The sequence below is a fragment of the Pelagibaculum spongiae genome (assembly GCF_003097315.1).
Taxonomy (GTDB): Bacteria; Pseudomonadota; Gammaproteobacteria; order Enterobacterales; family Pelagibaculaceae; genus Pelagibaculum; species Pelagibaculum spongiae.
This window is the reverse complement of record NZ_QDDL01000005.1, coordinates 116,551-142,610: the sequence shown is the minus strand read 5'-3', so window position 1 is coordinate 142,610 and position 26,060 is coordinate 116,551. Positions and strand designations below refer to the sequence as shown.

21 protein-coding genes are annotated in these 26,060 nt (G+C 43.2%); 11 read left to right on the top strand and 10 right to left on the bottom strand.

All coding sequences use genetic code 11. From position 1 onward, the window contains the following. The first annotated feature begins 139 nt into the window (after positions 1 to 139). A complete protein-coding gene (locus DC094_RS13125) occupies positions 140 to 592 on the top strand; it encodes a DUF192 domain-containing protein (protein WP_116687567.1) in 453 nt (150 codons plus the stop codon). Here DC094_RS13125 and DC094_RS13120 read toward each other — a convergent pair whose 3' ends face one another. Next, on the bottom strand, positions 593 to 1,423 hold the full coding sequence (locus DC094_RS13120; RefSeq protein ID WP_116687566.1) for a DUF1186 domain-containing protein: 831 nt from the start codon (positions 1,421 to 1,423) through the stop codon (positions 593 to 595). Positions 1,424 to 1,590: 167 nt separating this feature from the next. Further along, the gene (locus DC094_RS13115; RefSeq protein WP_116687565.1) at positions 1,591 to 4,332 is read right to left on the bottom strand and encodes an EAL domain-containing protein; all 2,742 of its coding nucleotides are present in this window, start codon (positions 4,330 to 4,332) and stop codon (positions 1,591 to 1,593) included. A gap of 497 nt (positions 4,333 to 4,829) precedes the next feature. On the opposite strand from DC094_RS13115, the gene DC094_RS13110 reads away from it, so the two are divergent. Then, positions 4,830 to 5,132: a hypothetical protein gene (locus DC094_RS13110; protein ID WP_145959854.1), complete on the top strand. Its 303-nt coding sequence runs from the start codon at positions 4,830 to 4,832 to the stop codon at positions 5,130 to 5,132. Positions 5,133 to 5,388: 256 nt separating this feature from the next. On the opposite strand, the gene DC094_RS22430 is transcribed toward DC094_RS13110, so the two are convergent. After that, the gene (locus DC094_RS22430; protein WP_206605655.1) at positions 5,389 to 6,507 is read right to left on the bottom strand and encodes an SEC-C metal-binding domain-containing protein; all 1,119 of its coding nucleotides are present in this window, start codon (positions 6,505 to 6,507) and stop codon (positions 5,389 to 5,391) included. A gap of 631 nt (positions 6,508 to 7,138) precedes the next feature. Here DC094_RS22430 and DC094_RS13100 point away from each other — a divergent pair. After that, positions 7,139 to 7,753 carry a hypothetical protein gene (locus DC094_RS13100; RefSeq protein ID WP_133245548.1) on the top strand — a complete coding sequence of 205 codons (615 nt, stop codon included), beginning with the start codon at positions 7,139 to 7,141 and terminating at the stop codon, positions 7,751 to 7,753. A 49-nt stretch (positions 7,754 to 7,802) separates the two neighbouring features. Here DC094_RS13100 and DC094_RS13095 read toward each other — a convergent pair whose 3' ends face one another. Continuing rightward, on the bottom strand, positions 7,803 to 8,405 hold the full coding sequence (locus DC094_RS13095; RefSeq protein ID WP_133245547.1) for a class I SAM-dependent methyltransferase: 603 nt from the start codon (positions 8,403 to 8,405) through the stop codon (positions 7,803 to 7,805). A gap of 393 nt (positions 8,406 to 8,798) precedes the next feature. Here DC094_RS13095 and trxC point away from each other — a divergent pair, with 393 nt between their 5' ends. Next, positions 8,799 to 9,245, top strand: coding sequence for a thioredoxin TrxC (gene trxC / locus DC094_RS13090; protein ID WP_116687762.1), 447 nt, complete (start codon positions 8,799 to 8,801; stop codon positions 9,243 to 9,245). Then, entirely contained in the window at positions 9,242 to 10,030 is a 789-nt protein-coding gene (locus DC094_RS13085) for an NYN domain-containing protein (RefSeq protein WP_116687561.1), read from the top strand. The genes trxC and DC094_RS13085 overlap by 4 nt, the downstream gene beginning before the upstream one ends. Positions 10,031 to 10,220: 190 nt before the next feature. Here the strand turns inward: DC094_RS13085 and mnmE are convergent, their stop codons facing one another. From mnmE to rpmH, 4 genes are all read right to left on the bottom strand, one after another. Beyond that, positions 10,221 to 11,594 (bottom strand): tRNA uridine-5-carboxymethylaminomethyl(34) synthesis GTPase MnmE, encoded by a 1,374-nt coding sequence (gene mnmE, locus DC094_RS13080; protein WP_116687560.1) that lies wholly within the window; start codon positions 11,592 to 11,594, stop codon positions 10,221 to 10,223. Between the two features lie 539 nt (positions 11,595 to 12,133). Then, on the bottom strand, positions 12,134 to 13,771 hold the full coding sequence (gene yidC / locus DC094_RS13075; RefSeq protein WP_116687559.1) for a membrane protein insertase YidC: 1,638 nt from the start codon (positions 13,769 to 13,771) through the stop codon (positions 12,134 to 12,136). A 42-nt stretch (positions 13,772 to 13,813) separates the two neighbouring features. Further along, positions 13,814 to 14,215, bottom strand: a complete 402-nt coding sequence (gene rnpA, locus DC094_RS13070; RefSeq protein WP_116687558.1) for a ribonuclease P protein component — start codon at positions 14,213 to 14,215, stop codon at positions 13,814 to 13,816. Positions 14,216 to 14,228: 13 nt separating this feature from the next. Further along, positions 14,229 to 14,363 (bottom strand): 50S ribosomal protein L34, encoded by a 135-nt coding sequence (gene rpmH, locus DC094_RS13065; protein ID WP_116687557.1) that lies wholly within the window; start codon positions 14,361 to 14,363, stop codon positions 14,229 to 14,231. Between the two features lie 1,288 nt (positions 14,364 to 15,651). Between rpmH and dnaA the strand changes: the two genes are divergently transcribed. The 5 genes from dnaA (at position 15,652) to DC094_RS13040 (ending at position 22,916) form a co-directional block, all read left to right on the top strand. Then, positions 15,652 to 17,304: a chromosomal replication initiator protein DnaA gene (gene dnaA, locus DC094_RS13060; protein WP_116687556.1), complete on the top strand. Its 1,653-nt coding sequence runs from the start codon at positions 15,652 to 15,654 to the stop codon at positions 17,302 to 17,304. A 20-nt stretch (positions 17,305 to 17,324) separates the two neighbouring features. Then, positions 17,325 to 18,431: a DNA polymerase III subunit beta gene (dnaN, locus tag DC094_RS13055; protein WP_116687555.1), complete on the top strand. Its 1,107-nt coding sequence runs from the start codon at positions 17,325 to 17,327 to the stop codon at positions 18,429 to 18,431. Next, a complete protein-coding gene (gene recF / locus DC094_RS13050) occupies positions 18,431 to 19,519 on the top strand; it encodes a DNA replication/repair protein RecF (protein ID WP_116687554.1) in 1,089 nt (362 codons plus the stop codon). Before dnaN ends, recF begins: the two co-directional genes overlap by 1 nt. A gap of 19 nt (positions 19,520 to 19,538) precedes the next feature. Continuing rightward, complete coding sequence (gene gyrB, locus DC094_RS13045; RefSeq protein WP_116687553.1) at positions 19,539 to 21,950, top strand: DNA topoisomerase (ATP-hydrolyzing) subunit B; 2,412 nt, start codon at positions 19,539 to 19,541, stop codon at positions 21,948 to 21,950. Between the two features lie 312 nt (positions 21,951 to 22,262). Further along, positions 22,263 to 22,916, top strand: coding sequence for an alpha/beta family hydrolase (locus DC094_RS13040; protein ID WP_116687552.1), 654 nt, complete (start codon positions 22,263 to 22,265; stop codon positions 22,914 to 22,916). 133 nt (positions 22,917 to 23,049) lie between these two features. Here the strand turns inward: DC094_RS13040 and DC094_RS13035 are convergent, their stop codons facing one another. Continuing rightward, on the bottom strand, positions 23,050 to 23,718 hold the full coding sequence (locus DC094_RS13035) for a hypothetical protein (RefSeq protein WP_116687551.1): 669 nt from the start codon (positions 23,716 to 23,718) through the stop codon (positions 23,050 to 23,052). A gap of 225 nt (positions 23,719 to 23,943) precedes the next feature. Between DC094_RS13035 and gorA the strand changes: the two genes are divergently transcribed. Then, positions 23,944 to 25,299: a glutathione-disulfide reductase gene (gorA, locus tag DC094_RS13030; protein ID WP_116687550.1), complete on the top strand. Its 1,356-nt coding sequence runs from the start codon at positions 23,944 to 23,946 to the stop codon at positions 25,297 to 25,299. A gap of 96 nt (positions 25,300 to 25,395) precedes the next feature. Here the strand turns inward: gorA and DC094_RS13025 are convergent, their stop codons facing one another. Next, positions 25,396 to 25,956: a hypothetical protein gene (locus tag DC094_RS13025; protein ID WP_116687549.1), complete on the bottom strand. Its 561-nt coding sequence runs from the start codon at positions 25,954 to 25,956 to the stop codon at positions 25,396 to 25,398. Between the last annotated feature and the right edge of the window lie 104 nt (positions 25,957 to 26,060).

The following is a 26,060-nucleotide window of genomic DNA, read 5'->3' as shown; positions in this document are numbered from 1 at the left end:
GCTAATGTAACAAAATCCAAATCGACTTTGCTTGATCACGCTCAATATCAATGACTTATAGTTATTTTTATTGGATCGATAAGTAACTGTCAGTATCCATGTACTATTGTCATTAGCAATACTGCAAAAGAGGTAGCCAATGACTGAAATCTTGACTTTGGTGTTATTTTTGGTGAATTCATCGGTAGTTAGCGAATTCAATAACCTGCCACGTTGTCAGTTAATCTCACCACAAAACCATATTATTGAAACCCGGCTAGCCAATAATGACCAATCACGCAGCCAAGGTGTCAGTGGTTTGCAGCCAGAGCAGTTTTCTTCTCAGCAAGGCTTGTTGTTTGTTTACCCCCAAAAAGATCATCGAAAGTTCTGGATGCCAGACACCTGGTTTGACCTCGATTTATTCTGCCTTGATAGTCAGTTAACCATTACCGATATTCAAAGAAATTTACCGCATCACCCAAGCCGTAAAGCGCCGATTCCTCGCGCCAAGCGAATGGAGTGTCGATATATGTTGGAGATGAAAGCAAACTCGCCGATTGCTGCAGCACTTCAGCCACAGCAACAGCTGAAACAACAGGGTTGCTTCTAATTAGGGCTGCTCTTTATAATCTTTGAGTGATTGTAGATCCGATTCAAAAGTAGCTAATTCAGCAGCTTCATCTTCGTTTAGCGCATCCGGCAAAAAGCATTCCCAGCCCTTAATCATTTCGACTAAATCGGTGATATAGGCAAAGAAAACCCAAGGCTCTACTTGCTTGTTAAATAGATCCAGCGCTTCGGTTCGGCTAATAAAATAGGTTTCCACCAGCTGATCATCAAAACATTTTATGATCTGTGGTTTAAGCTCATGAAGATGATTTTCAGAACATAGTAAAACCAAGTAATCCCAAACTTCTCCGGCAGACCGCTCCAGCTTTTCAGTACACAGCTGTTGTAGATAATCCACTAATTGTTGGCGAGGTAGGTCCTGTTCTTTATAAAGAATAAACAGCGCTTGCAGCATTACCACACGCAAGAAATCATCGGCTTCTTGATCTTCGATCAGCTGTTTTAGCGGTGCTAAATCGCCATGGCACAAGGAAGCGATAATCTGTGGAAAAGCTTCAGGAAGTACATCACCTAACAGTAAATCCAGGTGCTGCTGACCATTTTTTAGTAGCTTGATAATCAAAGGCCAAGCTTGTTTTTCACGCCACTGTGCCATCACTAACAAGCTGAAAATATGCCGGAAATAGCTGCTGTTTTTGGTAAGAATTTGATCGGGATGATTGGCTAAAACAGAGAGTTCTTCAGCCAGTAAAGGGTAAAAAGCCTGACGACGTTGCAGCACTTGTTGCAACGCTTCACGGGGAAAATAACCGCTGAGGTTTTCCAGCTCAGACCACACTTCTTGATGGTCACACATCACGGTATTTTTCATGATAATTCACCCCTTTTTTTATTGCTGGCTGACACGCCATATTCACCCGCTGAGCAAGTGAGATTAATGATACACGCCTGCAGCATCAAGCGTAATCAAATCTGTTTGATCAACTAGAGATCAACTAGAAAGAGGCGCTAACCAACGATCATATGTCTATTTAGCAATCAAGCAGGTTCAACTTGGGTTGGGGGATTTGGTCGCTGAATTAGCGACTGGGTTTGAGCATCGTTTTGATTAAATTCGGGCAAATTGGCGAAGTATTTTTCGAACTCATGGCAAGGCAATGGCCGGGAATAAAGATATCCCTGAGCCAAGTCACAACCTTGCTCCATCATAAATTGTTTTTGTTCTTTTTTTTCAATGCCTTCAGCAACAATACCAATGTTCAAACATTGACACATTGCAATAATCGCTCGAACAATCGCGCCTTCATCTTCATCAGGCAGTTTAAATACAAAGCTACGGTCAATTTTCAACCGATCCAACGGCAATGCATTTAAATAGCTCATCGATGAATAACCGGTACCGAAGTCATCCAGCGCAACCATAATGCCCATTGAGCGAATTTGTGCCAGTAGCCTGCCTGCTTCCACTGGATCCGACATTAAATAGCTTTCAGTAACTTCAAATTCCAACCATTCCGGTCGGCAAGCAGTACGCTCTAATACTCCTTCAACCCGAGCAATCAAGCCCGGTTGGTGCAGCTGAGCCATCGATATATTGACCGATATTCGCTCTAGCTGAATGCCTTTTTCTTTCCAGCGCGTCATCTGATTACAGGCAGTTTCCAGCACCCATTCACCCAAGGGTAAGATCAGGCCTGATTCTTCTGCCAACGGAATAAATTTATCTGGTGTGATAAAACCTAGTTGTTGGTGATTCCAACGAATCAATGCCTCAGCACCAATAATGTTGCCAGAGACCATGTCGTGCTGTGGCTGGTAGTAGAGTTCAAAGTCTTTACGAGCGAGTGCCAGACGTAAATCACCTAAAAGGTTTAATCGCTCTCTGGCTTTTACTGTCATGGATATGTCGTAAAACTGCCAGCGGTTACGGCCTTTGTCTTTGGCCTGATACATCGCGGCATCAGCATTACGAATCAACGTATCGACGTTCTTGCCATTTTCTGGGTAAAGCGCAATACCAATACTTGGTGAGAGATACACTTCCTGGCCAGAAACCGTCACGCTATCTTCCATTAAAGTGGATAACGTTTGCGCCATTTCTTCTGTCTGAGCACCATTGCAGCGAGGCATCACCATAACAAACTCATCGCCACCAAGTCGCGCCAGCATCTGATCTTCACTGAGCATGCATTGGAAACGACTAGCCACCGCTTTTAACAGCAAATCGCCTACTTCATGGCCGAGACTATCGTTAACCATTTTAAAATGGTCCAAATCGATAAACAGCAAGGCACCGACTTCACCTTGCGACAACATTTGGGTTAATTCTTCATAAAGTTGGCGGCGGTTAGGTAGGCCGGTTAAAGAATCCTGGTGCGCCATTTCATAGAGTCGGCGACGATCTTCAAATCGCTCCATTACCAGTTCAAAGAAACGTACCGATGCAGAAACCTTCCCTTGCTCTGTCATTCCAGGCTCAAAGCTTTTTGATGATTCAACTGAAGCATGAATTGAAACAAAGCCAATTAAGCGACTACGGCAAACAATCGGCTCAAGCATTCTTACCGGTGAATGAACCTGTTCGCAATAATCCATAAATTGAGCCCAATCTTCAGACGCTTTAATCAGTGAAATCAATTTAGCTGGGCGCTGGCGAATATCTTTTAACTTTAACTGGCACTGTTCTGCCATTTTTTGTTTTATTGCCGCTTGAACACCACTAGCACCTTCCAGAATAACTTGACCAGAAGTTTGAACTGTCCAATGCAAGCAAACTGTTTCGGGTAATTCGGCTTCCAGCATCTTACTAAACATGGCCGATACTCGACGACGAGATTCCATGGTCGAAGATGCTTCCAACATTTCACGACGGCTGCGCTGTGCTAGTTCTGCCTGACGACGTGCTTTAATTTGCCACTGCAGTGAACGGTTCCAGACCAGTACCGCCATAATGCCAAGAAAAATCATGCCGATGATCAAATATATACCCAGCTGACGAATTTGATCCCAGATTGAATCATCCTGACCGGTTAACCAACGTCGCTCTAGCTGACGCCATTGATCCGTCGAAATACCCGACAAACCTTTTTGTAATATATCAATCAGCTGACGCTTATCCTTGTTGGTACCGAAGGATTCCTGGTAATCCAAAACCACATCACCGGCCATTTCAATGTCATTAATGCTTGATTGACGAGCATTCCACTCAATACTGCCAGACACACCTGCAATCAAGTCAATGCTACGGTTAGATAAGAGCTTCAATAAATCTTTTGAAGTATCTGCTTCAAAAACAATTGCTTCAGGATGATTTTTAATTAGCCATTCTGATAATAATGTACCGCGAGAAACACCTATTTTAACACCAGTTAGATTATTGGTATCAATTTGGGTACCACGCTTGGAGAAATATCGGTTTTCTATATAAAGATAAGGCCTTGTAAATTCGTAGTTTTTTCGCCGTTTTACACTTGGGTTTATCGCAGCAGCGACATCTAATTCACCAGACAGTACCGCAGTTTTTACTTCTGCAAAACTTGGATAGAGACGATATCTAAATTGAAGATCTAACTGCTTGGCGATTAGTTGCAGAACATCATGGGAATAACCTGCTACCCGACTATTTTCACCAGCAAAATAATAAGGTGGGACTGAAACCATTCCTATTGAGAAGGTACGGTCTTTTTCCCCCAACCAAGCTTGCTCTTGCTCAGTTAAGCTAGTTGCAGCGCTAACAAGGCTGTATAGCAGCAAGCAAACCGCTACCGCGATTCTGATCACGCTTTTCTCCCTGAGGCTGTTAAAAATAAATTGATCAAGAAAATAACAAGCTTCGATAGCAGGTTCTTTGATGTAGGTTATCTTGGCTGGTGCAAGCCATAGCTATCCGCAAAAAAATGTGACAAAAGTTCAACTTTAATCAATTGCTAAAGGTGATCCTCAGGTTTTACTACCTATTCATTTGAATCTATGGCAGCAAAAAATTCATTTTTTTTAAAATTGATAGATGGTATTTTTGCTATACAACGATTATTCGTTATAACAAAATTCTAAAATAACAAATATTTTCATAGACTAATAATTATAAAAAAACATGTTCTTTTAAAACTATTTTTAAAGACATGTCATTGTAATCAAAGATTATCTCTCAGCAAGATGTCATAGGCTATTCAAAAGCAGTTTTAACCTCAGGGATAGATATCGAAAGTCAATGGAGCTGTTTAGCTGACAAGGATATAATAAAAAAAGTACTACTCAGGTCAGCCGAGACTATCTACATGCGCTATATCAAGCTATTACCCGCTCTAGCAGTAACATTTATGTTATCTGGCCCAGCTTCTGCCTTTGACATTCTAGATTGCCCGCAAAAGCAAAAGCTTTGTAATACTCGCTGCGAGTTAAGCAATATCGGAGAAGAAACGAAGCAATCAAGCTGCAAGGCAAAATGTTTGGGAGAAAGAACCCGCTGCTCGGCGCAACAAGGGGTAGAGAAAGCGAAAGCGTTAAGTAATGAAGCTGTTGATGCGAGTAAAGGTGCTCTAGATAAGGCTAAGGCGTTTATTGATGGTTTGACAGAATAAAAAAACGCGGAGACCAGCTCCGCGTCTGACATATTTGTCAAAAACTCAGCAACACACCAGGCTGATATAAATACCTGCCTGCATAATTACCCTAACTTTCAGCTTGTCTTTTATCTATACCTCTATTGTGTTTGTTTGACACAACATCCTGAGCTAGTTTTATTGCTTTTTTAACAAGAAAAAACAGCCAGTTAAAAAAAATACAACTGTTTTTCTTGATTACCACTTTAGAGGTAAGCGTTAATCTGGCTTGATTTTAATCGCCTAGTAATGAAACCTTTTTACCCAATCTGCGGCGAATTCGACGTGCTACTGGATCCCGCTGCTCTGGGCTACAACGAACACTGAGCCGATCATTAGAAACAATTAACTCTGCCAAAGTTTGCTGTTTCTCTAACCAGGGAATGCTAAACGACAGCAATACTCCATTCGAGTCATAACTTGCATCCGACAGCAGTAGTTCATCACTAGGGTTTCGACCGGCCAGTGTTTTTAGTGCGTCATAAGCTTCAGGAACGGAGCATTCTAGTTTCCAAACCTGCAAACCTGCTGTTGTTTGATCCGCTTTGACATTCTTTTCAGTGGCTTTAGCTTCTAATGACGGTACTTGAGCTTGTAAGGTTTCTTCTATTGGTGATTGCTGCAAAATAGCATCCACCATTTCATCGGCTTGCTTTTCCATTTGCTGAAAAACTGTCTGGCGAATATCAAAATAACGCGTCAGCAAAATTTGAAGATCCGAAGTACCAAGATCGGTTAATTCTTGCGCATGAGATTCAGGCAGAATCCATGGCGCACAGCCAAAGATAAATAGCTCACCTCGAATTTCGACCAGACGAGCAAACAAAATGCCTTCAGAAGCAATTTGCATCGATAACACTTGCTCGCGCACCAACAATTTTTTTCCAGTCGCCAACTGTTTTAACTGAATGCTGCTGCCAGCAGTCACCTCAGTTACTTGGTAATAAGCAAAGCCTTCTTTACAACCAGCCAGAATCAATTCACGAGACAAACGCTCGGTTTTCTCGGCAAAGCTAGATAAAAACTGTTCGGCAACTGAGAGCTTTTGACCTTCGGGTTTCCAATTGAAAAACAGCCATGGAAAGAAAAGCTCTTCTACTTCACTTTGTTGCTCTTCATCCATGGTCAACGGATGGTCACAAGTGAAGGCTTTCCATGCTTGGCTCATCGCATCTGGAGCGGAACCATTACGGAAAAAGGAATAGAGTGCTGGCATCAAACGACCAGAACAATCTTGCAGCTGTTGATGCAGTTGATCTGGGTTAGCCTTGCCTGTGCTGTTCATACAGCAGCGCTTATGCTTTTTACCGCTACCGCATGGGCAGGGTTGATTACGTCCAGTCTTCTGATTCACCGAAACTACCTGTCGTCAAATAACAAAGCGCAGAATAATAACTTTTTTTATGCACAGATTGCCTTGATCCAGACAGATAGCAGCACAATTAATCCAATCTGGTTAGATATTATTCAGAATGCTAGCGGCCTGTGAATAAAAAACAGTCTTCGCCAGTGATTTTTAAGCATTAAACACTTTATTTTTGCGCTTTCTGTAAGGTTTTTCTTCTGCTTGCAACTAGTAGCCATCAGCGGCAAATATTCAATTTACATCGCTTAGTCATAAGAACAAAAAAGGGCTGTGGATTAAAAAACAACCGACCCTTTATCAGTCTGTATTTTGAAGTTTGATCGCGCATGGTTTCATAACTTATCAACAACAAAATAATTTCCTGCGATTCGAAAACCTTCATCTCCAAAAAAAAATTAAAAGATCTTCTCATAGCAACAGCTGGCGACATATTGATTGTACCCAGCCTTGTCGAGTGAAGTAGTCAGATCAAAGAATTGATGAATTACAGAAGATGTAGAATTAACGTTATTTAATTTTATCAATTTTACTTGTAATATTTATTCGCTAAGCAGCAGATAAGATTACTCTTATTTGACTGTTCAAAAAAATTTCAAGAAAGTTTTTTGGGGAGATGGGTGTGATTAATAAATTCAAAAAATTAGCTAATTATGCATTTCTGGTCGGTTTGTTTTTTGTTGGATATGAGCTGTGGGAAATTTATCAGCAACGCAACATTAATCAGGAAGCCGTTACGGTTGAAATTGGTGAGTTGGCCAATACTGGTAATCAATTAAGGTATGCAACGGTCAACGGCGGTACTGTCGATCTAGCCAACGTTTATGAATACACTATTCAATCCAGAAAGAAAAAACGCCAGCTGGGTAAAACCTTCTATACCCCTGTTATCATCTCTTCAACCGGTAAGGTCGCTTATATTTTGGACAGCGAGCAAGCACCATCGATTACCGACTTAATCGGCACGGCAAGTTATACCGGGTTATTGCGTGACGGGTCAGAGGTTCCATCTAGCCTGAGAGAGAAGTTCGATGCAGCTTATCCAAATAGTAATTATCAATTATTAGATAGCTCATATGAACCTAAAACTTTGAAAGAAAAGATGTTCGATTTAAAAGACGCCATCGCTTTAATGCTAGGCGGTTTGATAATTCGCTTACTACTTAATCTTTTTAATAAGCCTGATGTGACCAAAAAGGACCCACAAACTGAGCAAAAAAATAAACAAGCAGCATAAAAAAATGCGGCTGGTTATTAATCAGCCGCACTCTAAAACTGGCGAATATTTACATCCAGTCAATAACTTCCAGATGGTTTTGGTCTTCAGTTTTTCTCTGAACCAGTAATTGATCACAACCGTGGAAGGTCACCAGTAAAGTGCCTGGTTTAGCATGGCGTAAAAATACTCGATCGGTGAAACCTTCTTCACCTGGCCATGGGTAGGAAAACACCACATCAATGTCTTGATGAGATAATTCTGTTTGCTCCCAAGCCAACTTGTCGTAAGTCATAATCATTCGAGAATGCTTGTCTGACAAGGTTTCGTCGCCCGGTACGAAAAAAGTGCCTTCACAATAAGTAATCGGTAAATTTTGTGCTTCGGCAATTTCACGAGCTGCGACTACAAACTGGTGATGAAATTCGATTCCTAATGACTTAAAGCCATTCAATGCGGCAACACCACACACACCGCCTAATCCACTACCCCAATCACAAAACTGATTACCAGCGGGTAATCCTCGTCTCTGGATCTCTTCAAACGCCCGATTCACTGTGGGTAACTGGCTACCAATGCATTTATCCCCATCATCACCCGTTAACTCTGCACTGCGGTTGTTCACGGCATCAATCAGCTTGAGCAGCTCAGGGCTAAGTTTAAATTCACTCATCGAGTGTGCCGAACCTGTGTAGGTCATGGTTATAAAGCTCCAATAAGCCGGGTAACTAAAATAGAGAAGTGAGATCGAATTGATCAAAAAACAGACAGCTCATAGGACTGTGAACTGCCGCAGAGGCGACACCTTAAACCAGATTGACTCCAACTGGGTATCTTTTATCCAGTTGTTGCTGATTAACAACATCATCATCAGTTTTGCACAGGACGACTCTATTGAGTCGCAGTGATTGATGATCTGCTATTTTGGTCACCACTCGGTAGTCAGAAACTAATCGATAGATTAAATATTACTACTTCTTAACATCGCTTTTTCGCGGCATAATCCTCACCTGTTAAGCAATGCAGTGACCTGCTGAGCTAAGTGGTTAAATTAGGTATTGGAATTATGACAGATATCCCCAGCACAGCAGTTCAAATGGTCTGCCAAAGTTGTCAGGCTTTAAACCGTTTGCCAAAAGCACGTCTTGAAGATCAGCCAGTTTGTGGAAAATGTCATGAAAAGCTTTTCCAACAAAAACCGGTCGAGCTTAATCAAAGCAACTTCAATCGATTTATCAGTAAAAATGCATTGCCAGTGGTTGTTGATTTCTGGGCGCCTTGGTGTGGCCCGTGCAAATCGATGGCACCGGGTTATGCACAAGCCGCTGCCGAACTAGAGCCGTCGGTGATTTTAGCCAAACTAGATACCGAGCAAGCACAGCAGCTGGCAGCGCAATACAATATCCGCAGCATTCCAACCCTGATTCTATTCAAAGAGGGTAAAGAAATCGATCGGGTGAGTGGGGCACTGCCAAAGCAGCAGTTAATAAACTGGATTAAGAAAAACCAATGATAAATATAGATTCAGAGAAAAAAATTGCTGTATTAATAGATGCAGAGAATACATCTTATTCTATTCTTGATAATGCTTTAAAAGAACTATCTAAACATGGGCATATTATTGTAAAGAAAGCTTATGGTGATTGGAGTTCATCATATCTTAGAAACTGGAAAGAACATCTTAATGAATTAGCTATTAGCCCTGTTCAGCAGTTTTCATATACGCAAGGAAAAAATTCATCCGACGCTGCTATGATAATCGACGCCATGGATTTACTATATTCAAATAAATTTGATGCTTTTGTTTTATTCAGTAGCGATAGCGACTTTACTAAATTAGCATCAAGGCTAAAAGAATCGGAAATTTATGTTTTTGGTGTTGGTAAAAAACAAACTCCTAAAGCATTCATTAATGCATGCGATGATTTTTTGTATTCTGAAGTTTTTTCTGAAAAAAATACAGATAAAGAAATAACAATAACCAAAGAAAAGAAAGAAACTAAAACTACAGGATTATCTATCAGAAACAAATTAAGAATGGACACTAATCTTGTTAAACTACTTAGATATGCAGCTTCAGAGTGCATGGAAGAAGATGGGTGGTCGAGACTTGCACAATGCGGAAGTTTAATTAAAAGACAACATCCTGATTTTAATTTCAAAAATTACAACGATAAAAACTATAAATTTGACTCACTTAGCAAATTAGTTGAAGCTACAGAGTTGTTTGATATAAATAAAAAACATCTAGGAAAAGGATCTGCGTGTCATATTTTCATACGAAACAAAAATAATTAGCTCTTTCTTTTATTCGCTGCGCCCAACACAACCTACGTTGTGTTGAGCCAAAAGATAAGCATAACAAGCTGTTATTTAAAAAAAACAACTAAAATAATGATTGCAACTAAAGCCACAGCAAAAATTGTCATGGGGGGTTTGGCTTTTTTCTCAGGCTGTTTTTGAGAAGGTTTACTTTGATTGCTCATATTTATTTACCAATACAAAAGCTAGAAAAGATTTTACCTAATAAATCATCGGCAGAAAATTCACCGGTAATTTCACCTAACACTTGTTGGGCTTGGCGCAATTCTTCGGCCAGAAGTTCTCCAGCAGCAGAATACTCTAGTTCCATTGTGCCTTGTTTTAAGTGGTCTTCAGCACGCTCTAATGCATCTAGGTGACGGCGGCGAGCAAGAAAGCCTGATTCATTAGTCGCTTCAAAGCCCATGACCTTTTTCAAGTGCTCACGCAGTTCATCAATACCGTCGCCCGACAGCGCTGACATGCGCAATACTTCCTGACCGTTATCAATTGATAAACCAGAGGTTTCTTCGGTTGCTAACAGGTCAATCTTGTTACGAATTACCGTTAACGGCACCCCTTCAGGCAACCGATCAACAAACTCAGGCCATAAATTGTGTGGATTAATTTCTGTGCCTTCTCTGGAATCGGTAACCAACAGAACTTTATCGGCTTTTTCGATTTCTCCCCAGGCTCGTTCGACACCGATCATCTCAACTTTGTCGTCAGATTCACGCAAACCGGCGGTATCGATAATATGCAACGGCATGCCGTCGATGTGGATATGTTCCCGCAGCACATCGCGGGTAGTGCCGGCAATATCTGTGACAATCGCCGCTTCCCGGCCAGCTAATGCATTTAACAGGCTAGATTTACCGGCATTTGGCCGACCAGCAATCACCACCGTCATACCTTCGCGCAGCAGACTTCCTTGTTTAGCTTCCTTGCGAATGCTGTTGAACATTTCAGCTAAATGAATAAGTTTTCCACTGACGATGCCATCACCCAAGAAATCAATTTCTTCTTCAGGGAAGTCGATCGCTGCTTCAACATAGATTCGCAGCTCGGTCAGTTTTTCTACCAAGTTGTGGATACGATCTGACATTGCACCTTGCAGTGAACGAAGCGCACCACGAACAGCCTGTGCAGAACTGGCACTAATTAAGTCAGCAATTGCCTCGGCCTGGGCCAAGTCGAGCTTATCGTTTAAAAATGCTCGCTCTGAAAACTCACCAGGTCGTGCTAACCGAACACCGCACTCCAACACTTGCTTTAAAAGCATATCCATCACTACAGGGCCGCCATGGCCTTGTAGTTCGACCACATCTTCGCCTGTGAATGAATTGGGCGCGGCAAAGTAGAGTGCAATACCCTGATCGAGTATTTCTCCCTGTGCATCGTTAAACGGTGCGTAATGGGCATAACGAACTTGTGGCTCAAACCCCAGTAGTTTCTCGGCCACGGGGCTCGCTCTCGGGCCTGAGATACGAATAATGCCAACTCCACCTTGGCCAGATGCTGTTGCCTGGGCGGCGATGGTATCGATAACTGGGTTGTTCATAATTCAAATGCTCGACTGAGAATGCTTTGTGGAAAACTGGGGCTTATTTAGGGCGCGGATTGTAGCATTGCTTGGCGCTGGGGCGAATGCTGTAGATAACCTCTAGCAACCACTAATAATCAGCAGCACTAGCGATCAAATCAATCTAAGGGCTGTGAACAAATGATCAAATGTATGATCACAAATTGCTTCACAGTAAGCGCATGTCATATCGCTAGATCAAAAGCTGGCTGGATAGCACTAACTGAGTTTGAATGTCTGTCAGAAGATCACACAGGACATCTAACAGCATTTTCAGATGCCAGCCAGATCATGGCTAACTTTTCCACAAAGGATTTCCAATGGGCAAAGTATTCCATGGCAGGATAACTCAGGTTGAACAACTTAGGCATATCAGAGATGACTGTGAATAATTCGATTCTTGCTAACGGCAAATTGTTATACCGATATGATCCATACGATATAAATTTCGTCTCTGTAAATAAAAACGGCGACCTGTTTAGGGGTCGCCGTTTTTTCGTTCGCTTTAAAGCTGTGAATTAATCTTCAGCTTCAATCTTACGAGTAATCATCCACTGCTGGAGGATCGACAGGATGTTGTTAACACACCAGTACAGAACCAGACCCGCAGGGAAGAACAGGAAGAACACACCAAATACTACTGGTAAGAACTGCATTACTTTCTGTTGCATTGGATCTGCTGGCGGTGGATTCAGTTTTTGCTGAATGAACATCGACGCAGCCATGATCACAGGCAGAATGTAGTAAGGGTCTTGTGCTGACAGATCGGTGATCCAGCCTAACCAAGGTGCCAAACGCAGTTCTACTGACTCTAAAAGTGTCCAGTAAAGCGCGATAAATACTGGCATCTGTAATAGAACAGGCAAACAACCGGTCATTGGGTTGGCGCCTTCTTTCTTGTACAGCTCCATGGTCTTGGTACCTATCTGCTGACGGTCATCGCCATAGCGTTCTTTCAACTGAGCCAGTTTCGGCGCTAACTTGCGCATCTTGGCCATTGAACGATAGCTAATCGCAGAAGGATAGAAGAACAGTGCCTTAACGGTGATGGTTAAGAAGATGATCGCCCAACCCCAGTTACCGAATAGGCCATGCCACATGGTCAACAACCAGAATAATGGCTGAGCAATAAACCACAACCAACCATAGTCGATAGTCAGATCGAGGTTCTCAGACAGCGCCTCCAGCTTGTTTTGATCCTTTGGACCAATCCACAAGGTAGAACCAATTTCGCCGGTTTGACCAGGAGAAACGTTCAAAGCAGGACTCACCAACTGAACTAGGTACTCGCCTTTGTTTGCACGAGAGCTATAGCTGTTCACCTGATCCGCAACAGGAATCCAGGCACTTACAAAATAGTGCTGGCTCATTGCCGCCCAACCGCCTCTAACGTCTTTCTTGAAAGCTTCTTCTTCCATATCGTCAAAGGTGATTTTTTTGTAAGGCTCGTCAGGTGTGGTAACAACTGCACCGGTATAAGTGTTAAACCCACCTAAACCAACACTTTTTTCTTCCAGTGGACGATGACGCTTTAACTGAGCATAAAAGCTACCGGAGTAAGTTTTTCCAGACTGGTTATCGACCTTGTAGTTAACTTCAGCCGCATAGCTACCACGAGTGAAAGTAAACAACTTAATGAATTCTACGCCCTGCTCATTAGTCCAGGTTAAAGGCACCACTAACTTGTCTTGGCCATCGACCATTTCAAAGCTGTCAGCCGATGCAGCAAATACTGCGCGACCATCACGGTTATCCGGACCAGCAATACTACTCAAACCACTTTGAGCGACATAACTCTGGTTTGGCGTATTACTCATTAAGCGGAAAGGTACTTCAGAACCCAAACTTTCTGGAAAGGCGAGTAAATCAGCCTGAACAATCGTGCCACCCTGAAGATCAACTTCGAGCGCCAGTAAGTCGGTACGAATCTTAATGGTCTTGCTGGAAATAGCTTGTGCAACAGCAGAACCAGTTATTGAGGCTGCTGGTACTTCTGAATCCAAACCAGAAGCAGCTTCAGGTGTATCACCTGGTAAACTGACTGATGCATTTGCGGTTTGTTGAACTGGTGCATTGTAAGTCTCATCCCAAGTTTGGAAGAGCATTACCGATACCAGAGCAAACAGCGCAATTAATATTGTGCGTTGTAGTTCCATAAGGGTGACCGTTGTCGGCAGATGTCCGAAAAATGAAGCGTATTATGAAAGGTCGCAGTCCTGCTGGGAAGGTGCAGAAGCAAGGGATTGGCTCTTTTTATAGCTTTTTTCAAGCCTGAGCCAGAGATCGTTGGCAAGTTTTTGTAAGGCTGCGTTGTCCAGATCGGACGCACCTCGACGTGCCAAAACGATAATATCGACCGAACCCATTTCGTGTTGATTAAGACGGAAACTATCCCGAAACACACGTTTGATCCGGTTTCTATCGACCGCACGCTTGACCGCTTTTTTGGTCAATGCGAATCCTATGCGGGTCCGACCCAATTCACAGGGCCGGAACAGCAATCTCAGCTGGCGACAGGCAACACTTTCGGCGTCGGCAAATACATGCCGGAACTCCGCTGGTTTCAGCAGTCGTGCTGAACGCGAAAAACCGAATTTCACCTGTTCTAAACCCTTAGGCTGCCAGACGAGCACGGCCCTTAGCGCGACGACGCTTAAGAACCAGGCGACCGCCCTTGGTTGCCATACGGGCACGGAAACCGTGAGTGCGGGCGCGCTTCAAATTACTTGGCTGAAAAGTACGTTTCATGTCTGAATCCGTGTTGCTTGCTAATAAATCAATGCCACAGGGGGCATGAGAACGCGGGATTTTAGAGTCGAGACACTGCTCTGTCAAGCGATAAAGGCTTTGTTTCTCAAGCAGTTTACTGAGATCAATTTTTTGACTGGCTAAGTGGCCGTAATCTCTGACACCACTATATCTAGTAGTTACTTGCTACTTGATGTCTGTATATGGTGGTTTAAAGGGTTACCTGATCCAATGCAAACTGCGCTTTCTGGCGAAACAGCTGACCAGCGGTGTTGAGATTTGAGACGGGGGATTGTCCAACGGTTTGGTTTTCAATTTCAATTTTCTCTACTCCCTGGTTTTCAGATTAACTCCGACCCAGTGTTGTTTTCGGATACTTTTTATTTTCAGATACTGGAATAGCCAATTTTGAATCGTTGGTCAAATCAATCTCTCGAGTATGTTCAGGGTTTCGATCTGGGTGGGGTTTTAAAAAAGAACTAATAATAAGTAAACACGTAGTGTTTTTATTAACTCTTATTATTAATCCCTGTGAACAAATCGAATAACCCTGAAAATATTTTATTTATCATGGGTTAACAGCAGTTTTTTGTGTGCGTGACTGATAGGACTAAGTCTGTATTGTCGCGGGACAGATTCTGGATAAGTAGAGGGTCAATTTTTGTTACCGGAATTGCCCCATAGTTATCAGCATATTTATCCACACTCCCAATATCACTGTTAAATGGCTCATCGTGCTTGGGGATAATAGTCCTTGAATAAATCCTTGGCAGATCTGGCCAGTTTTAGCTGATGATTGTTATAAAAGTGAATGGAAACCGATCTTTCTAATAGATAGTGCTACTTTTATCTAGCAAACTCAATTTGATCAATTTTCTAAGCAGCTTTTAAGATATCCCAAGAGAGAATTTTCATACACAATAATAAAAAAGTTATCCCTGTCCATTATCGAAGAACCCATATAGAACAGGTTTTACAGGATTATTTATAGATTTTTTATCTGTAGATAGTTTTTTGAAATCTGTGAACTTCTATAAAGTTGTTCTGGGCTTGTACAGAGATAACTACAGGTTTTCCACAGAGTTGTTCTGCCAAGGATCAAAGTTTCAACTGCCTAATACTGCCTTGATCAATGGTTTTTAAGGCTATTTTTAGCAGTTATCTACCCCAAACGACTATAACTAGACGATTTCTAAGTTTTGTGGATAACTAGGTTTGTCTGGGGTAGAATAGATGCTTCGGCTTTTTGTGGAGAGTTGGCTAAATTGGTGCTCATAGAGAGGATTCTGTGACTGACAGCCTTTGGTCCCAATGTCTTGCTCGTTTGCAAGATGAATTACCTCAACAACAATTCAATACGTGGTTGCGTCCGCTTCAGGCAAAGGAAGAAGCCGGCTCGCTGGTGCTATTTGCACCGAACCGCTTTGTTGTTGACTGGGTAAAGCGCAACTACCAGAGTAGAATAGTTGATCTGCTAGATGAATTTGTTCCGGACAATCCGCCGGAAGTTTGTTTACAGATTGGCTCGCGAAACCAGGCGACTGCTAGCGCACCTGCCAGGCCGCGAACTGCTGCAACGGTGAGAACTGCCCCAGCTACGCCTGCAAAGCCAGCGCGTCGCCCAGCAGCAGAATCACCTGCACCACGGCAAGCCCCTGCGCGTAAACAACCCATGCGACAACCCCAGCCTCAAACTACTGCTGAACCTGCAATTGCTGCCGGTGTTTCAGGTGGTAGTAAGTCTCGCCGGGTGACCCGTACTAATCAACGACGTCCTGAACGGGTAGTTCAAGCTTCCTTATTAGAAGCAGAAGCTGCACCGGGTTCTGGTGTTGGTGGTGCGGCGATGGAAGCGGTTAATTACACACAAGGCGCAACACCTCAACAGGTGTTGGCTCGCAGTGGTCTGTTTGTAGATACTGGTAGTAGTATTAATCGACAATTTTCCTTCGATAACTTTGTTGAAGGTAAATCTAACCAGTTAGCACGTGCTGCTGCTTTTCAGGTTTCTGAAAATCCAGGTACGGCTTACAATCCGTTATTTTTATATGGTGGTGTTGGTCTGGGTAAAACCCACTTGATGCATGCCATCGGTAATCAAGTTTTACAGCAAAATCCCGACGCTCGAGTTTTATATTTAAATTCAGAAAGATTTGTCGGTGATATGGTACGTGCGCTGCAAAATAATGCGATTGCAGAATTTAAACGTTTTTATCGCGCACTCGATGTTTTAATGATCGATGATATTCAGTTTTTTGCCGGTAAAGAACGTTCGCAAGAAGAATTTTTCCACACTTTTAATCACCTTCTGGAAGGGCAGCAACAGGTTATTTTAACTTGCGACCGTTATCCAAAAGAAATTAATGGTTTGGAAGATCGATTAAAATCTCGTTTTGGCTGGGGATTAACGGTTCAATTAGAGCCGCCTGAGCTAGAAACGCGAGTCGCTATTTTAATGAGTAAAGCTGAGCAGGCAAGGGTTCAATTGCCTTATGAAGTCGCATTTTTTATTGCTAAAAAAATCCGATCTAATGTTCGTGAATTAGAAGGGGCATTAAAACGGGTAATTGCCAGTGCGCAATTTACCGGAAAGCCTATCACGATGGATTTTGTAAAAGATGCATTAAAAGACTTGCTAGCGTTGCAAGATAAATTAGTGTCGATCGACAATATTCAAAAGACAGTTGCTGAGTACTATAAAATGTCGGTGACCGAATTGCTGTCAAAGCGTCGTACCCGATCGATTGCTCGTCCACGTCAGGTTGCCATGGCCTTGGCTAAGGAGTTAACCAATCATAGCTTGCCTGAGTTAGGTAGAGCTTTTGGTGGACGAGATCACACTACAGTGCTGCACGCCTGTCGAAAAGTTAAGGAATTAAGAGAAACTACGCGAGATATTGGCGAAGATTACTCCAATTTATTGCGTACACTCTCCAGTTAATAAGGGTTGAGACGGATACCATGAAATTCACACTGGCTCGTGAAAAGCTAATCAAGCCACTACAAATGGTGGCGGGCGTGGTAGAAAAACGGCAGACAATGCCGGTTCTGGCAAATATTTTAGTAGTGGTCGATCAGCAACAATTGTTGATGACTGGTACGGATATGGAAGTTGAGATCTCAGCCAGAATTGATTTGGAACAGGGCGCTGCTGAAAGCGGAGAAACCACCATTCCTGCGCGTAAGTTAATGGATATTTGCCGTGCACTGCCTGACAGTGCCGAGATTACCATTAGCCAGGAAGATGAAAGAGTGGTTGTTTCTTCTGGAAAAAGTCGCTTTACCTTATCTTGTTTGGCAGCGGATGATTTCCCAGCAGTGGAACCAGAACAAGGTGCAATGGAATTACAAGTAGGGCAGGGTGATTTGCGTTACGTGTTAGATCGCACGGCATTTGCCATGGCGCAACAGGATGTTCGCTACTACCTAAATGGCATGCTGCTAGAGATTTCAGCAAACCAAATTCGTACCGTTTCTACTGACGGTCACCGATTGGCAATGTGTACATTGCAAACGGCGCATGGCGTAGAAACTGCTCGACAAGTGATTTTCCCAAGAAAAGGTGTGCTGGAATTTATCCGTCTGTTGCAAGACAGCGATGAAGTTGTCAGCCTTCGTATTGGTAATAATCACCTGCAAGCAGCGACTGCTGGATTTACTTTCTCATCAAAATTGGTTGATGGTCGTTTCCCTGATTACCAGCGGGTATTGCCGCGCGGTGGTGAGCGGATTATGACTGCCGATGTAGAAAGTTTGCGCCATGCATTACAACGGGCATCGATTCTTTCTAACGAAAAATATCGTGGCATTCGTTTAATGCTAGAAAAAGACACTCTATGTATTCAGGCCAATAACCCTGAGCAAGAAGAAGCTCTGGATGAAATGGAAGTATCTTACGATGGTGAGGCAATGGAGATTTGCTTCAATGTGAGCTATTTGCTGGATGCTTTAAATACCATTAAAACCGGTACTGCCCGTTTCACAATGATTGACCCAAACTCTTCAACCTTGGTTGAAGAAGTTGGCGAGACCCAAAGCTGCTATGTAGTTATGCCGATGCGCATCTAATGCAGCTTAGCCGCTTACAAATTGAAGGGGTTCGAAATCTCGAGCCCCTGACGATTTCCCCCTCTTCAACGGTTAATCTTTTAACCGGGCCAAATGGCAGTGGCAAAACAAGTATTTTGGAAGCGATTGCCTTGCTGGCGAGTGGACGTTCATTTCGATCTGCTCGGTTAGCTGGCGTGATTCAACATCAGCAAAATAGCATGACCGTATTTGGCCGATGTATTTCTGATGCTGGAGACGATCATTCGTTAGGGGTTCGTCGAGATAAAAATGGCGATACTCTGGTCAGAATTAACGGCCAAAGCTATTCCAGCTTTTCTCCGTTGGCACAATTATTAGCGATTCAACTGATTCATCAGGACAGCTTTTCACTGTTAGACGGTGGGCCAGTTTTTCGCAGAAAGTTCGTCGATTGGGGGGTGTTCCACGTGGAACATCAGTTTGTCATCAATTGGCAGCAGATGCAGAAAGCATTAAAACAGAGAAATGCATTATTAAAGGCCGGAACCGCTGCAGAGCAGCTGGATATCTGGGATAATGAGCTAGTGCGTCACGCACAGGCCGTTCACTTGGCTCGAGAGCAATGGCTGGAAACCTACCAGACATTTTTTCATCAGGCAGTGGATGGCTATCTTTCCGAGCGACAATGGCGACTAGAGTATTACCCTGGCTGGAATAACAAACAGCATCCTGATTTTTCAGATGCTTTGTTAGAGAGTCGGCCGCGGGATATTCGATACCGGCAATCTCATGTCGGGCCACATCGTGCAGATATTCGATTGCTGGTAGATAACAAACCGGCTAAGGATGTGTTGTCTCGGGGACAGATGAAAATGATCATCTGTTTAATGAAAATTGCTCAAGCAAAATTGCTGGAGCAAACAACCGAACGCCAGTGTATTTTTTTACTGGATGATTTAGGGGCAGAGTTAGATGCTGCCAACCGCGAACTGGTAATGCGTGAAATCGGCTCTTTAAAGAGTCAGATTTTTTTAACCGGTGTGGATGATTTTGGACTGGCTGAACTGCTAAAAGAGCAGGGTGGCCAGATGTTCCACGTGGAACATGGGCGGGTTCGCCCCGTTTAAGTTTCTGGAGAAAATCTATATGAGTGAAACAGACAACAGCTACGACTCTTCCAGTATCAAAGTACTGAAGGGCCTTGATGCTGTGCGCAAACGTCCCGGCATGTATATCGGTGACACGGATGACGGCACCGGTTTGCACCACATGGTGTTTGAGGTAGTCGATAATTCAATCGATGAGGCGCTGGCTGGCTTCTGTAGCAATATCCAGGTAACTATTCATGCGGATGAATCGGTATCGGTCAGCGACGATGGTCGTGGTATTCCTACCGACATTCACGAAGAAGGCCAATCTGCAGCAGAAGTTATTATGACGGTACTGCACGCAGGCGGTAAGTTCGACGATAACAGCTACAAGATTTCTGGTGGTTTGCACGGTGTCGGTGTTTCTGTAGTAAACGCCTTATCTGAAAAGCTGAAGTTGACCATTTGGAAGCACGGTAAAGTGCACACCCAAGATTACGCGGGTGGTGAGCCGCAGGCACCGTTAGAAATAACAGGCGAAACCGAGCAAACAGGTACTCAAATCTGGTTTAAACCATCGAAAGAGACCTTTACCAATATTTTGTTCGACTTTAATGTTCTGTCACGTCGCTTGCGAGAATTAGCTTTTTTGAATTCAGGGGTACGCATCAATATTATTGATGAGCGTACTGATGAATCAGTAGAGCATTATTATGAAGGTGGCATTCGAGTATTTGTTGAGCACCTGAATAAAAACAAAACTCCGGTGACCGAAAAAATATTCTATTTCTCTGCTGAGAAAGACGATATCGGTGTTGAAGTAGCAATGCAGTGGAACGATGGTTTCCAGGAAAATGTATTCTGCTTTACCAACAACATTCCCCAGCGCGACGGTGGTACTCACCTGGCGGGTTTCAGAGGTGCATTAACCCGTACTCTGAAAGATTACATGGACAAGCAAGGTCTGAACAAAAAAGGCAATATCAACACTTCTGGCGATGATAGCCGTGAAGGTTTGACTGCCGTGTTGTCGGTTAAAGTGCCAGATCCAAAGTTCTCATCCCAGACCAAAGATAAGCTGGTGTCTTCTGAAGTGAAGTCAGCGGTTGAGCAAGCAATGGCTCAGTACTTATCTGAGTTCATGCTGGAAAACCCGCAAGAAGCCAAAATCATTGTCGGTAAGATGATTGATGCAGCACGTGCGCGTGAAGCGGCACGTAAAGCCCGTGATATGACTCGCCGTAAAGGCGCGTTAGATATCGCAGGTTTGCCAGGTAAATTGGCTGATTGCCAGGAAAAGGATCCGTCCCTTTCTGAATTGTACCTGGTGGAGGGTGATTCTGCGGGTGGTTCTGCCAAGCAAGGCCGTTCGCGAAAGACTCAAGCCATATTGCCGTTGAAGGGTAAAATCCTTAACGTTGAAAAAGCCCGTTTCGATAAAATGCTGTCTTCGGTAGAAGTTGGCACTCTGATTACTGCACTTGGTTGTGGTATCGGTCGTGACGAGTACAACCCGGATAAACTGCGTTATCACAAAATCATTATCATGACCGATGCTGACGTGGACGGTTCGCACATCCGTACTTTGCTGCTGACCTTCTTCTATCGTCAGATGCCTGAGCTAGTAGAGCGTGGCCATATTTATATTGCCCAGCCTCCGTTGTACAAGGTTAAAAAAGGCAAGCAAGAACAGTATTTGAAAGACGAACCTGCTCTAGAAGATTACTTACTCGACCGTGCTCTGGAGAAATCTTCTCTGGTGCTCAGTGAGAATGAAGAAATTTTCGGCACAGAGCTGCGTGCTCTGGTGGATATTCATCGTAAGGTGCAGGCAACAATCACCCGTATCGCGCGTATTTATCCAGAAGTTTTGATGAATCAAATGCTCGAACTGGCACCTATTTCTGTTGACGATTTATCGTCAGAAGAAACGGTAAAAGCATATGTTGAAAACCTAATTGCACCGTTAAATGAAGCGGGCGTTGGTGGTCAATATAGCTACCAGTTGAAGCAGGACGAAGAAACGGGTCGCTGGTATCCGCTATTTACTATTCGCCGCCATGGCGTTGATCATCATGCTGAGTTTAAGCCAGACTTTATTGGTTCTGGTGAATACCGTCAGTTCGCTGAATACTTCACTGAAATTCACGGAAAGTTGACTGCTGACAGCCATATTCGTCGCGGTGAGAAGATTCGTGAAATTAAGCGTTTTTCAGAAGCACTGAATTGGTTAATGAACGAAGCCAAGCGTGGTCAGTACATTCAGCGTTATAAGGGTCTGGGCGAGATGAACCCAGAGCAGCTGTGGGAAACTACCATGGATCCTGAAGCACGTCGCATGCTACAGGTGACCATCGAAGACGCAGTATCTGCCGATGAAATCTTCTCAACCCTGATGGGTGATGTGGTAGAACCACGTCGTGAATTTATCGAAAAGAATGCGCTGAGAGTGGCGAATCTGGACGTGTAGATTTTGCGGTTAAATGCGTAAATAAAAAAGCAGCCTACGGGCTGCTTTTTTTTGGTTTTAGAGCTAGCAAGGTGTATGCGAATATGCAGTGATATTTCAAACGTTGTGCCACTGGGAGCGCACGACTGAATGGATTCTGGAGTAGGGTGACGCAGGATGCCAAAACCGAAGCCAGCTTGCCTGCATTCAAATGAGCAACATTTGAAATATAAAAGCGCGTCTTTGACGCTTTGCTTGAATCGTTATTGGTGATTTTATTCACCAATTCAATTAGCCTCTTCCCATTAACTGATAAATCCGCAAATTGGCACCATGTCTGATATCCCCGTTTTAATAAACTCGCCTGAAGCGTCCCCTCATAGCACACTCATTCTCGCCCACGGTGCGGGTGCGGGAATGGAGCATGCCTTTATAGAAGATGCAGCTAAGCGCATTGCAGCCAATGGTATGAAAGTGATCCGTTTTGAATTCCCTTATATGCAACGCCGCCGGGATGAAGGTAAAAAATTTCCACCTAATCGTATGCCGGTATTATTGGAAGCATTTGAAGCGGTGATCAAGCAAGTACCGATTGAAGGAAAATTGCTGATTGGCGGAAAATCCATGGGTGGTCGAGTGGCCAGCTTAATTGCCGCAGAGCATGCAAAAACTTTAGGAATTGAAGGATTAATTGTTCTGGGTTATCCCTTCTTTGCAGCCCGTAAAGAACGTATTGCCCAAAATAATCGCGGTGCTCATCTGGCCAATATTGAACTGCCGACACTTATTGTGCAGGGCGATCGCGATACTTTTGGTGGCGAAGTAGAAGTGAAACAACTTCCGCTATCGCCAACCGTCAAAACAGTGTTTGTTGCCGATGGTGATCACAGCTTCAAGCCGCGAGTAAAATCGGGGTTTACCCTGGATCAAAATATGGCAACCATGGCCGAAGCTATTACTAAATTCCAGCAAGAGTGCGTGTTATAAGCTAGGCGTGAAATATGCTGTTATATCCACAAATACGATCAGCAGTTGTGGCTATAAGCCTGCTTTGGCATTTTTTGGTGAGTTAAATTAGCGCTTCAAATAGTTCCGGGCACATATCGCAAGGTACGATAATTTAAACTGTAGTCTCTTTTGCTCTGCATTTAAGCGATGCTAGTAACCTTATAAACTGATTTATTTCAATTGAATTTGTTGCATCCAGCAGAGTCACTTGTTCACTGAGCTTTTTGCTTTTAAGTAAGTATTGGTCATTAGTTAAAAGGAAGCATTGATCTACAGGTGTTGTATTGAAAAATTCAAGATACTCGGTGATGGTTTTATCTGTACCATCAGCCAAGTGGAGAAAGTACTTAATAGCCACTATATCTTCTGCTGAAAACTTTGATGAGTCCTCAGGAATTTTTAAAAATTCCATAGTGCGACGATAATCTTTTAATCCTTTGGGATAGGCTTTACCAAGTACGTTTACCAGTAGCGGAAAAAAAAAGAGCAATGCATGACTGGCAAGTTTTTTAGGGTAGTAGCTTAATAAAACTATCTTGCTATCAGTCTTCAGTCGGTGTTCAGCAAGACTTCTAAATATTTCAGAAAAGCTTCGGTAACTAGGGTAAGGGCCATGGAACCAGTTTTCGGCGAGTCCTTTTTTGGATAGATCGCTATAAGCTTCTTTTGCTGTAGAGTATTTATAAGGTTTGATTTCATCTCGGGAGAGGGCACCCTGATTTCGCAAGTCGATAGCGCTGGTTTGAATCAGCAAGTTGTCTATGTGTATGTAGAGTTCCATGCTTACTTGAGAATTCCATAGCTTTTTTCAAAGTATAGAGTGCAACATAGATAAACTTCTCATTAACTATTGGCTTTTCCCTGCACAGCACCCATCTTCAGCTATAACCAATTAGTCTGTTATCACAGACCTCGCGGGAACTCTTGTCCAGGCTGTTTGTTTAACAAAGGCTTGGCTATTCTGCTTAAGGTCGGCAGTGGATAAATCAAAACAGGTATCAATCCAATGACACAAGAAACTGAATTTGATCTTTTTGTAATAGGTGCTGGCTCCGGCGGTGTGCGTGCGGCACGTATGGCGGCATCTCGTGGTTTGAAGGTTGCGGTGTGTGAAGATCGTTATCTGGGCGGTACTTGTGTCAATGTCGGTTGTGTGCCGAAAAAGCTGTATGTTTATGCTTCTGAGTTTCATGAAGCCTTTGCTGCCAGTAAAGGTTATGGCTGGAATATGGATAAACCAGATTTTGACTGGCCAACGCTGCGTGACAACAAGAAAAAAGAGATTAGCCGCTTAAACGGTATTTATGGAAACCTGCTGGGTAACAGCGGTGTCAGCCTGATTGATGGCCGTGGTTCGATTGTTTCTCCAACCGAAGTAAAGGTTGGCGACACAGTTTATAAAGCCAAAAATATTCTAATTGCCACCGGCGGCTGGCCGTTCGTACCGGATATTCCGGGTAAGGAATTGGCGCTGACCTCTAATGAAATCTTCGACATTGAGACTTTCCCCAAGCGAATCCTGATTGTTGGTGGCGGTTATATTGCGGTTGAATTTGCCGGTATCTTTAACGGCCTTGGCGCTCAAACCACTCAACTGTATCGTGGGCCAATGTTTTTACGTGGCTTTGATGAAGATGTGCGTGGTTTTGTTGCAGAAGAAATGCGCAAGAAAAACATTGATCTCAAATTTAATACCAATGTTGCCAGTATCGAGAAACAAGCCGATGGCAGCTTAAAAGTTACACTGGAAGATGGTTCTAGCTTAGAAACCGATTTAGTGCTCTATGCGACAGGCCGTAAGCCACATTTGACCGGATTAGGCCTAGAAAACACCAAGGTAGAATTAAACCGCGGTGCAATTCATGTTGATGACCACTTCCGTACCGCTGAGCCAAATGTTTATGCACTGGGCGATGTGATAGACCGGGTTCAGTTAACGCCGGTTGCGCTTTCTGAAGCAATGGCATTGGTCGATTACTTAATCGATGGTAAATCGATTGCAATGGATTACAACAATATTGCTACTGCAGTATTTAGCCAGCCAAATATTGGCACTATCGGTATGAGTGAGCAACAAGCACAAGAGCATTGTGGAAAACTGCGTGTTTATAAGTCAGATTTCCGAGCGATGAAACATACTGTTAGTGGGTTAAATGAACGCTCGCTGATGAAAATCATCGTTGATGACGCGACTGATAAGGTGCTGGGCATGCATATGGTCGGTGAACATGCCGGTGAGATCATGCAGGGCTTTGCCGTCGCGATGAAAATGGGCGTTACCAAAGCTCAACTAGACAGCACAATTGGCATTCACCCAACGGCTGCTGAAGAATTCGTTACTATGCGAACGCCTAGTAATTAATTAACAGTTTGAATTAAAAAAAGCGGCTATTTAAGAGCCGCTTTTTTTTTACAAGGACGTAATGTATTTTGCATGGATGCTGTCGATATTTTTAAATTAATCATTAATTGAGTTTTTTGGTTTTTGAGATCTAGCTAAAGCCAAGCCCATTAAAATGATTATAAATCCCCATGCTAGGCTGCCACTTCCGGTATTTGTTTGATCGGTCATATGCACTGATGTCGAATCGATATGACTATCAATGTTGGTTATATCGTTTAAATTTGTCAGAGAAGCCGTATAGTGAATTGGTTTAAGGTTGCTACTGGCAGGAGTAATCGCAATTGCAACTGCCTTACGAGTACCGCTTTGCAAGATAATATCAGAGCAGGCAATCATAATTGTTTGGGAAGGCGTGTTAACCGGTGGATTACAGTTAATGTCATCACTGCTGGCAGATACTTCGCCCTGTAATTCGAACTCCATTATTATAGCAACCGTTTGAAGTTGATCACTATTACCATCGCTGTTGGTTTGGTCATATCCGACAGAAGTGACAATAGTAAAAGGCTCCTCAATAGCCGAGCTAGTGCTGTTAGTAACTTGCAAATCTTGGGCATTGACTGATGAAATAGCTAAAGCAGCCAATCCTAAAGCTAGGTAAAGCACCTTTTTCATAACCAGGTTCCTGTTGGTTATTAAACGTCACAGATTCAACAAAGATAGCTAGATATTGAAAATATAAAGGTGATATAGCTAGCGCTTCAGAAAACAGAATGAGC

Excerpts from the sequence above, each read along its gene's own strand:
- dnaN (WP_116687555.1), top strand. The coding sequence starts at position 17,325 with ATGAAATTCACACTGGCTCGTGAAAAGCTAATCAAGCCACTACAAATG.
- recF (WP_116687554.1), top strand. The coding sequence starts at position 18,431 with ATGCAGCTTAGCCGCTTACAAATTGAAGGGGTTCGAAATCTCGAGCCC.
- mnmE (WP_116687560.1), bottom strand. The coding sequence starts at position 11,594 with ATGAACAACCCAGTTATCGATACCATCGCCGCCCAGGCAACAGCATCT.
- DC094_RS13095 (WP_133245547.1), bottom strand. The coding sequence starts at position 8,405 with ATGAGTGAATTTAAACTTAGCCCTGAGCTGCTCAAGCTGATTGATGCC.
- DC094_RS13040 (WP_116687552.1), top strand. The coding sequence starts at position 22,263 with ATGTCTGATATCCCCGTTTTAATAAACTCGCCTGAAGCGTCCCCTCAT.
- DC094_RS13125 (WP_116687567.1), top strand. The coding sequence starts at position 140 with ATGACTGAAATCTTGACTTTGGTGTTATTTTTGGTGAATTCATCGGTA.
- DC094_RS13120 (WP_116687566.1), bottom strand. The coding sequence starts at position 1,423 with ATGAAAAATACCGTGATGTGTGACCATCAAGAAGTGTGGTCTGAGCTG.
- DC094_RS13035 (WP_116687551.1), bottom strand. The coding sequence starts at position 23,718 with ATGGAACTCTACATACACATAGACAACTTGCTGATTCAAACCAGCGCT.
- DC094_RS13110 (WP_145959854.1), top strand. The coding sequence starts at position 4,830 with ATGCGCTATATCAAGCTATTACCCGCTCTAGCAGTAACATTTATGTTA.
- DC094_RS13025 (WP_116687549.1), bottom strand. The coding sequence starts at position 25,956 with ATGAAAAAGGTGCTTTACCTAGCTTTAGGATTGGCTGCTTTAGCTATT.
- trxC (WP_116687762.1), top strand. The coding sequence starts at position 8,799 with ATGACAGATATCCCCAGCACAGCAGTTCAAATGGTCTGCCAAAGTTGT.
- yidC (WP_116687559.1), bottom strand. The coding sequence starts at position 13,771 with ATGGAACTACAACGCACAATATTAATTGCGCTGTTTGCTCTGGTATCG.
- gorA (WP_116687550.1), top strand. The coding sequence starts at position 23,944 with ATGACACAAGAAACTGAATTTGATCTTTTTGTAATAGGTGCTGGCTCC.
- gyrB (WP_116687553.1), top strand. The coding sequence starts at position 19,539 with ATGAGTGAAACAGACAACAGCTACGACTCTTCCAGTATCAAAGTACTG.
- DC094_RS13085 (WP_116687561.1), top strand. The coding sequence starts at position 9,242 with ATGATAAATATAGATTCAGAGAAAAAAATTGCTGTATTAATAGATGCA.
- rpmH (WP_116687557.1), bottom strand. The coding sequence starts at position 14,363 with ATGAAACGTACTTTTCAGCCAAGTAATTTGAAGCGCGCCCGCACTCAC.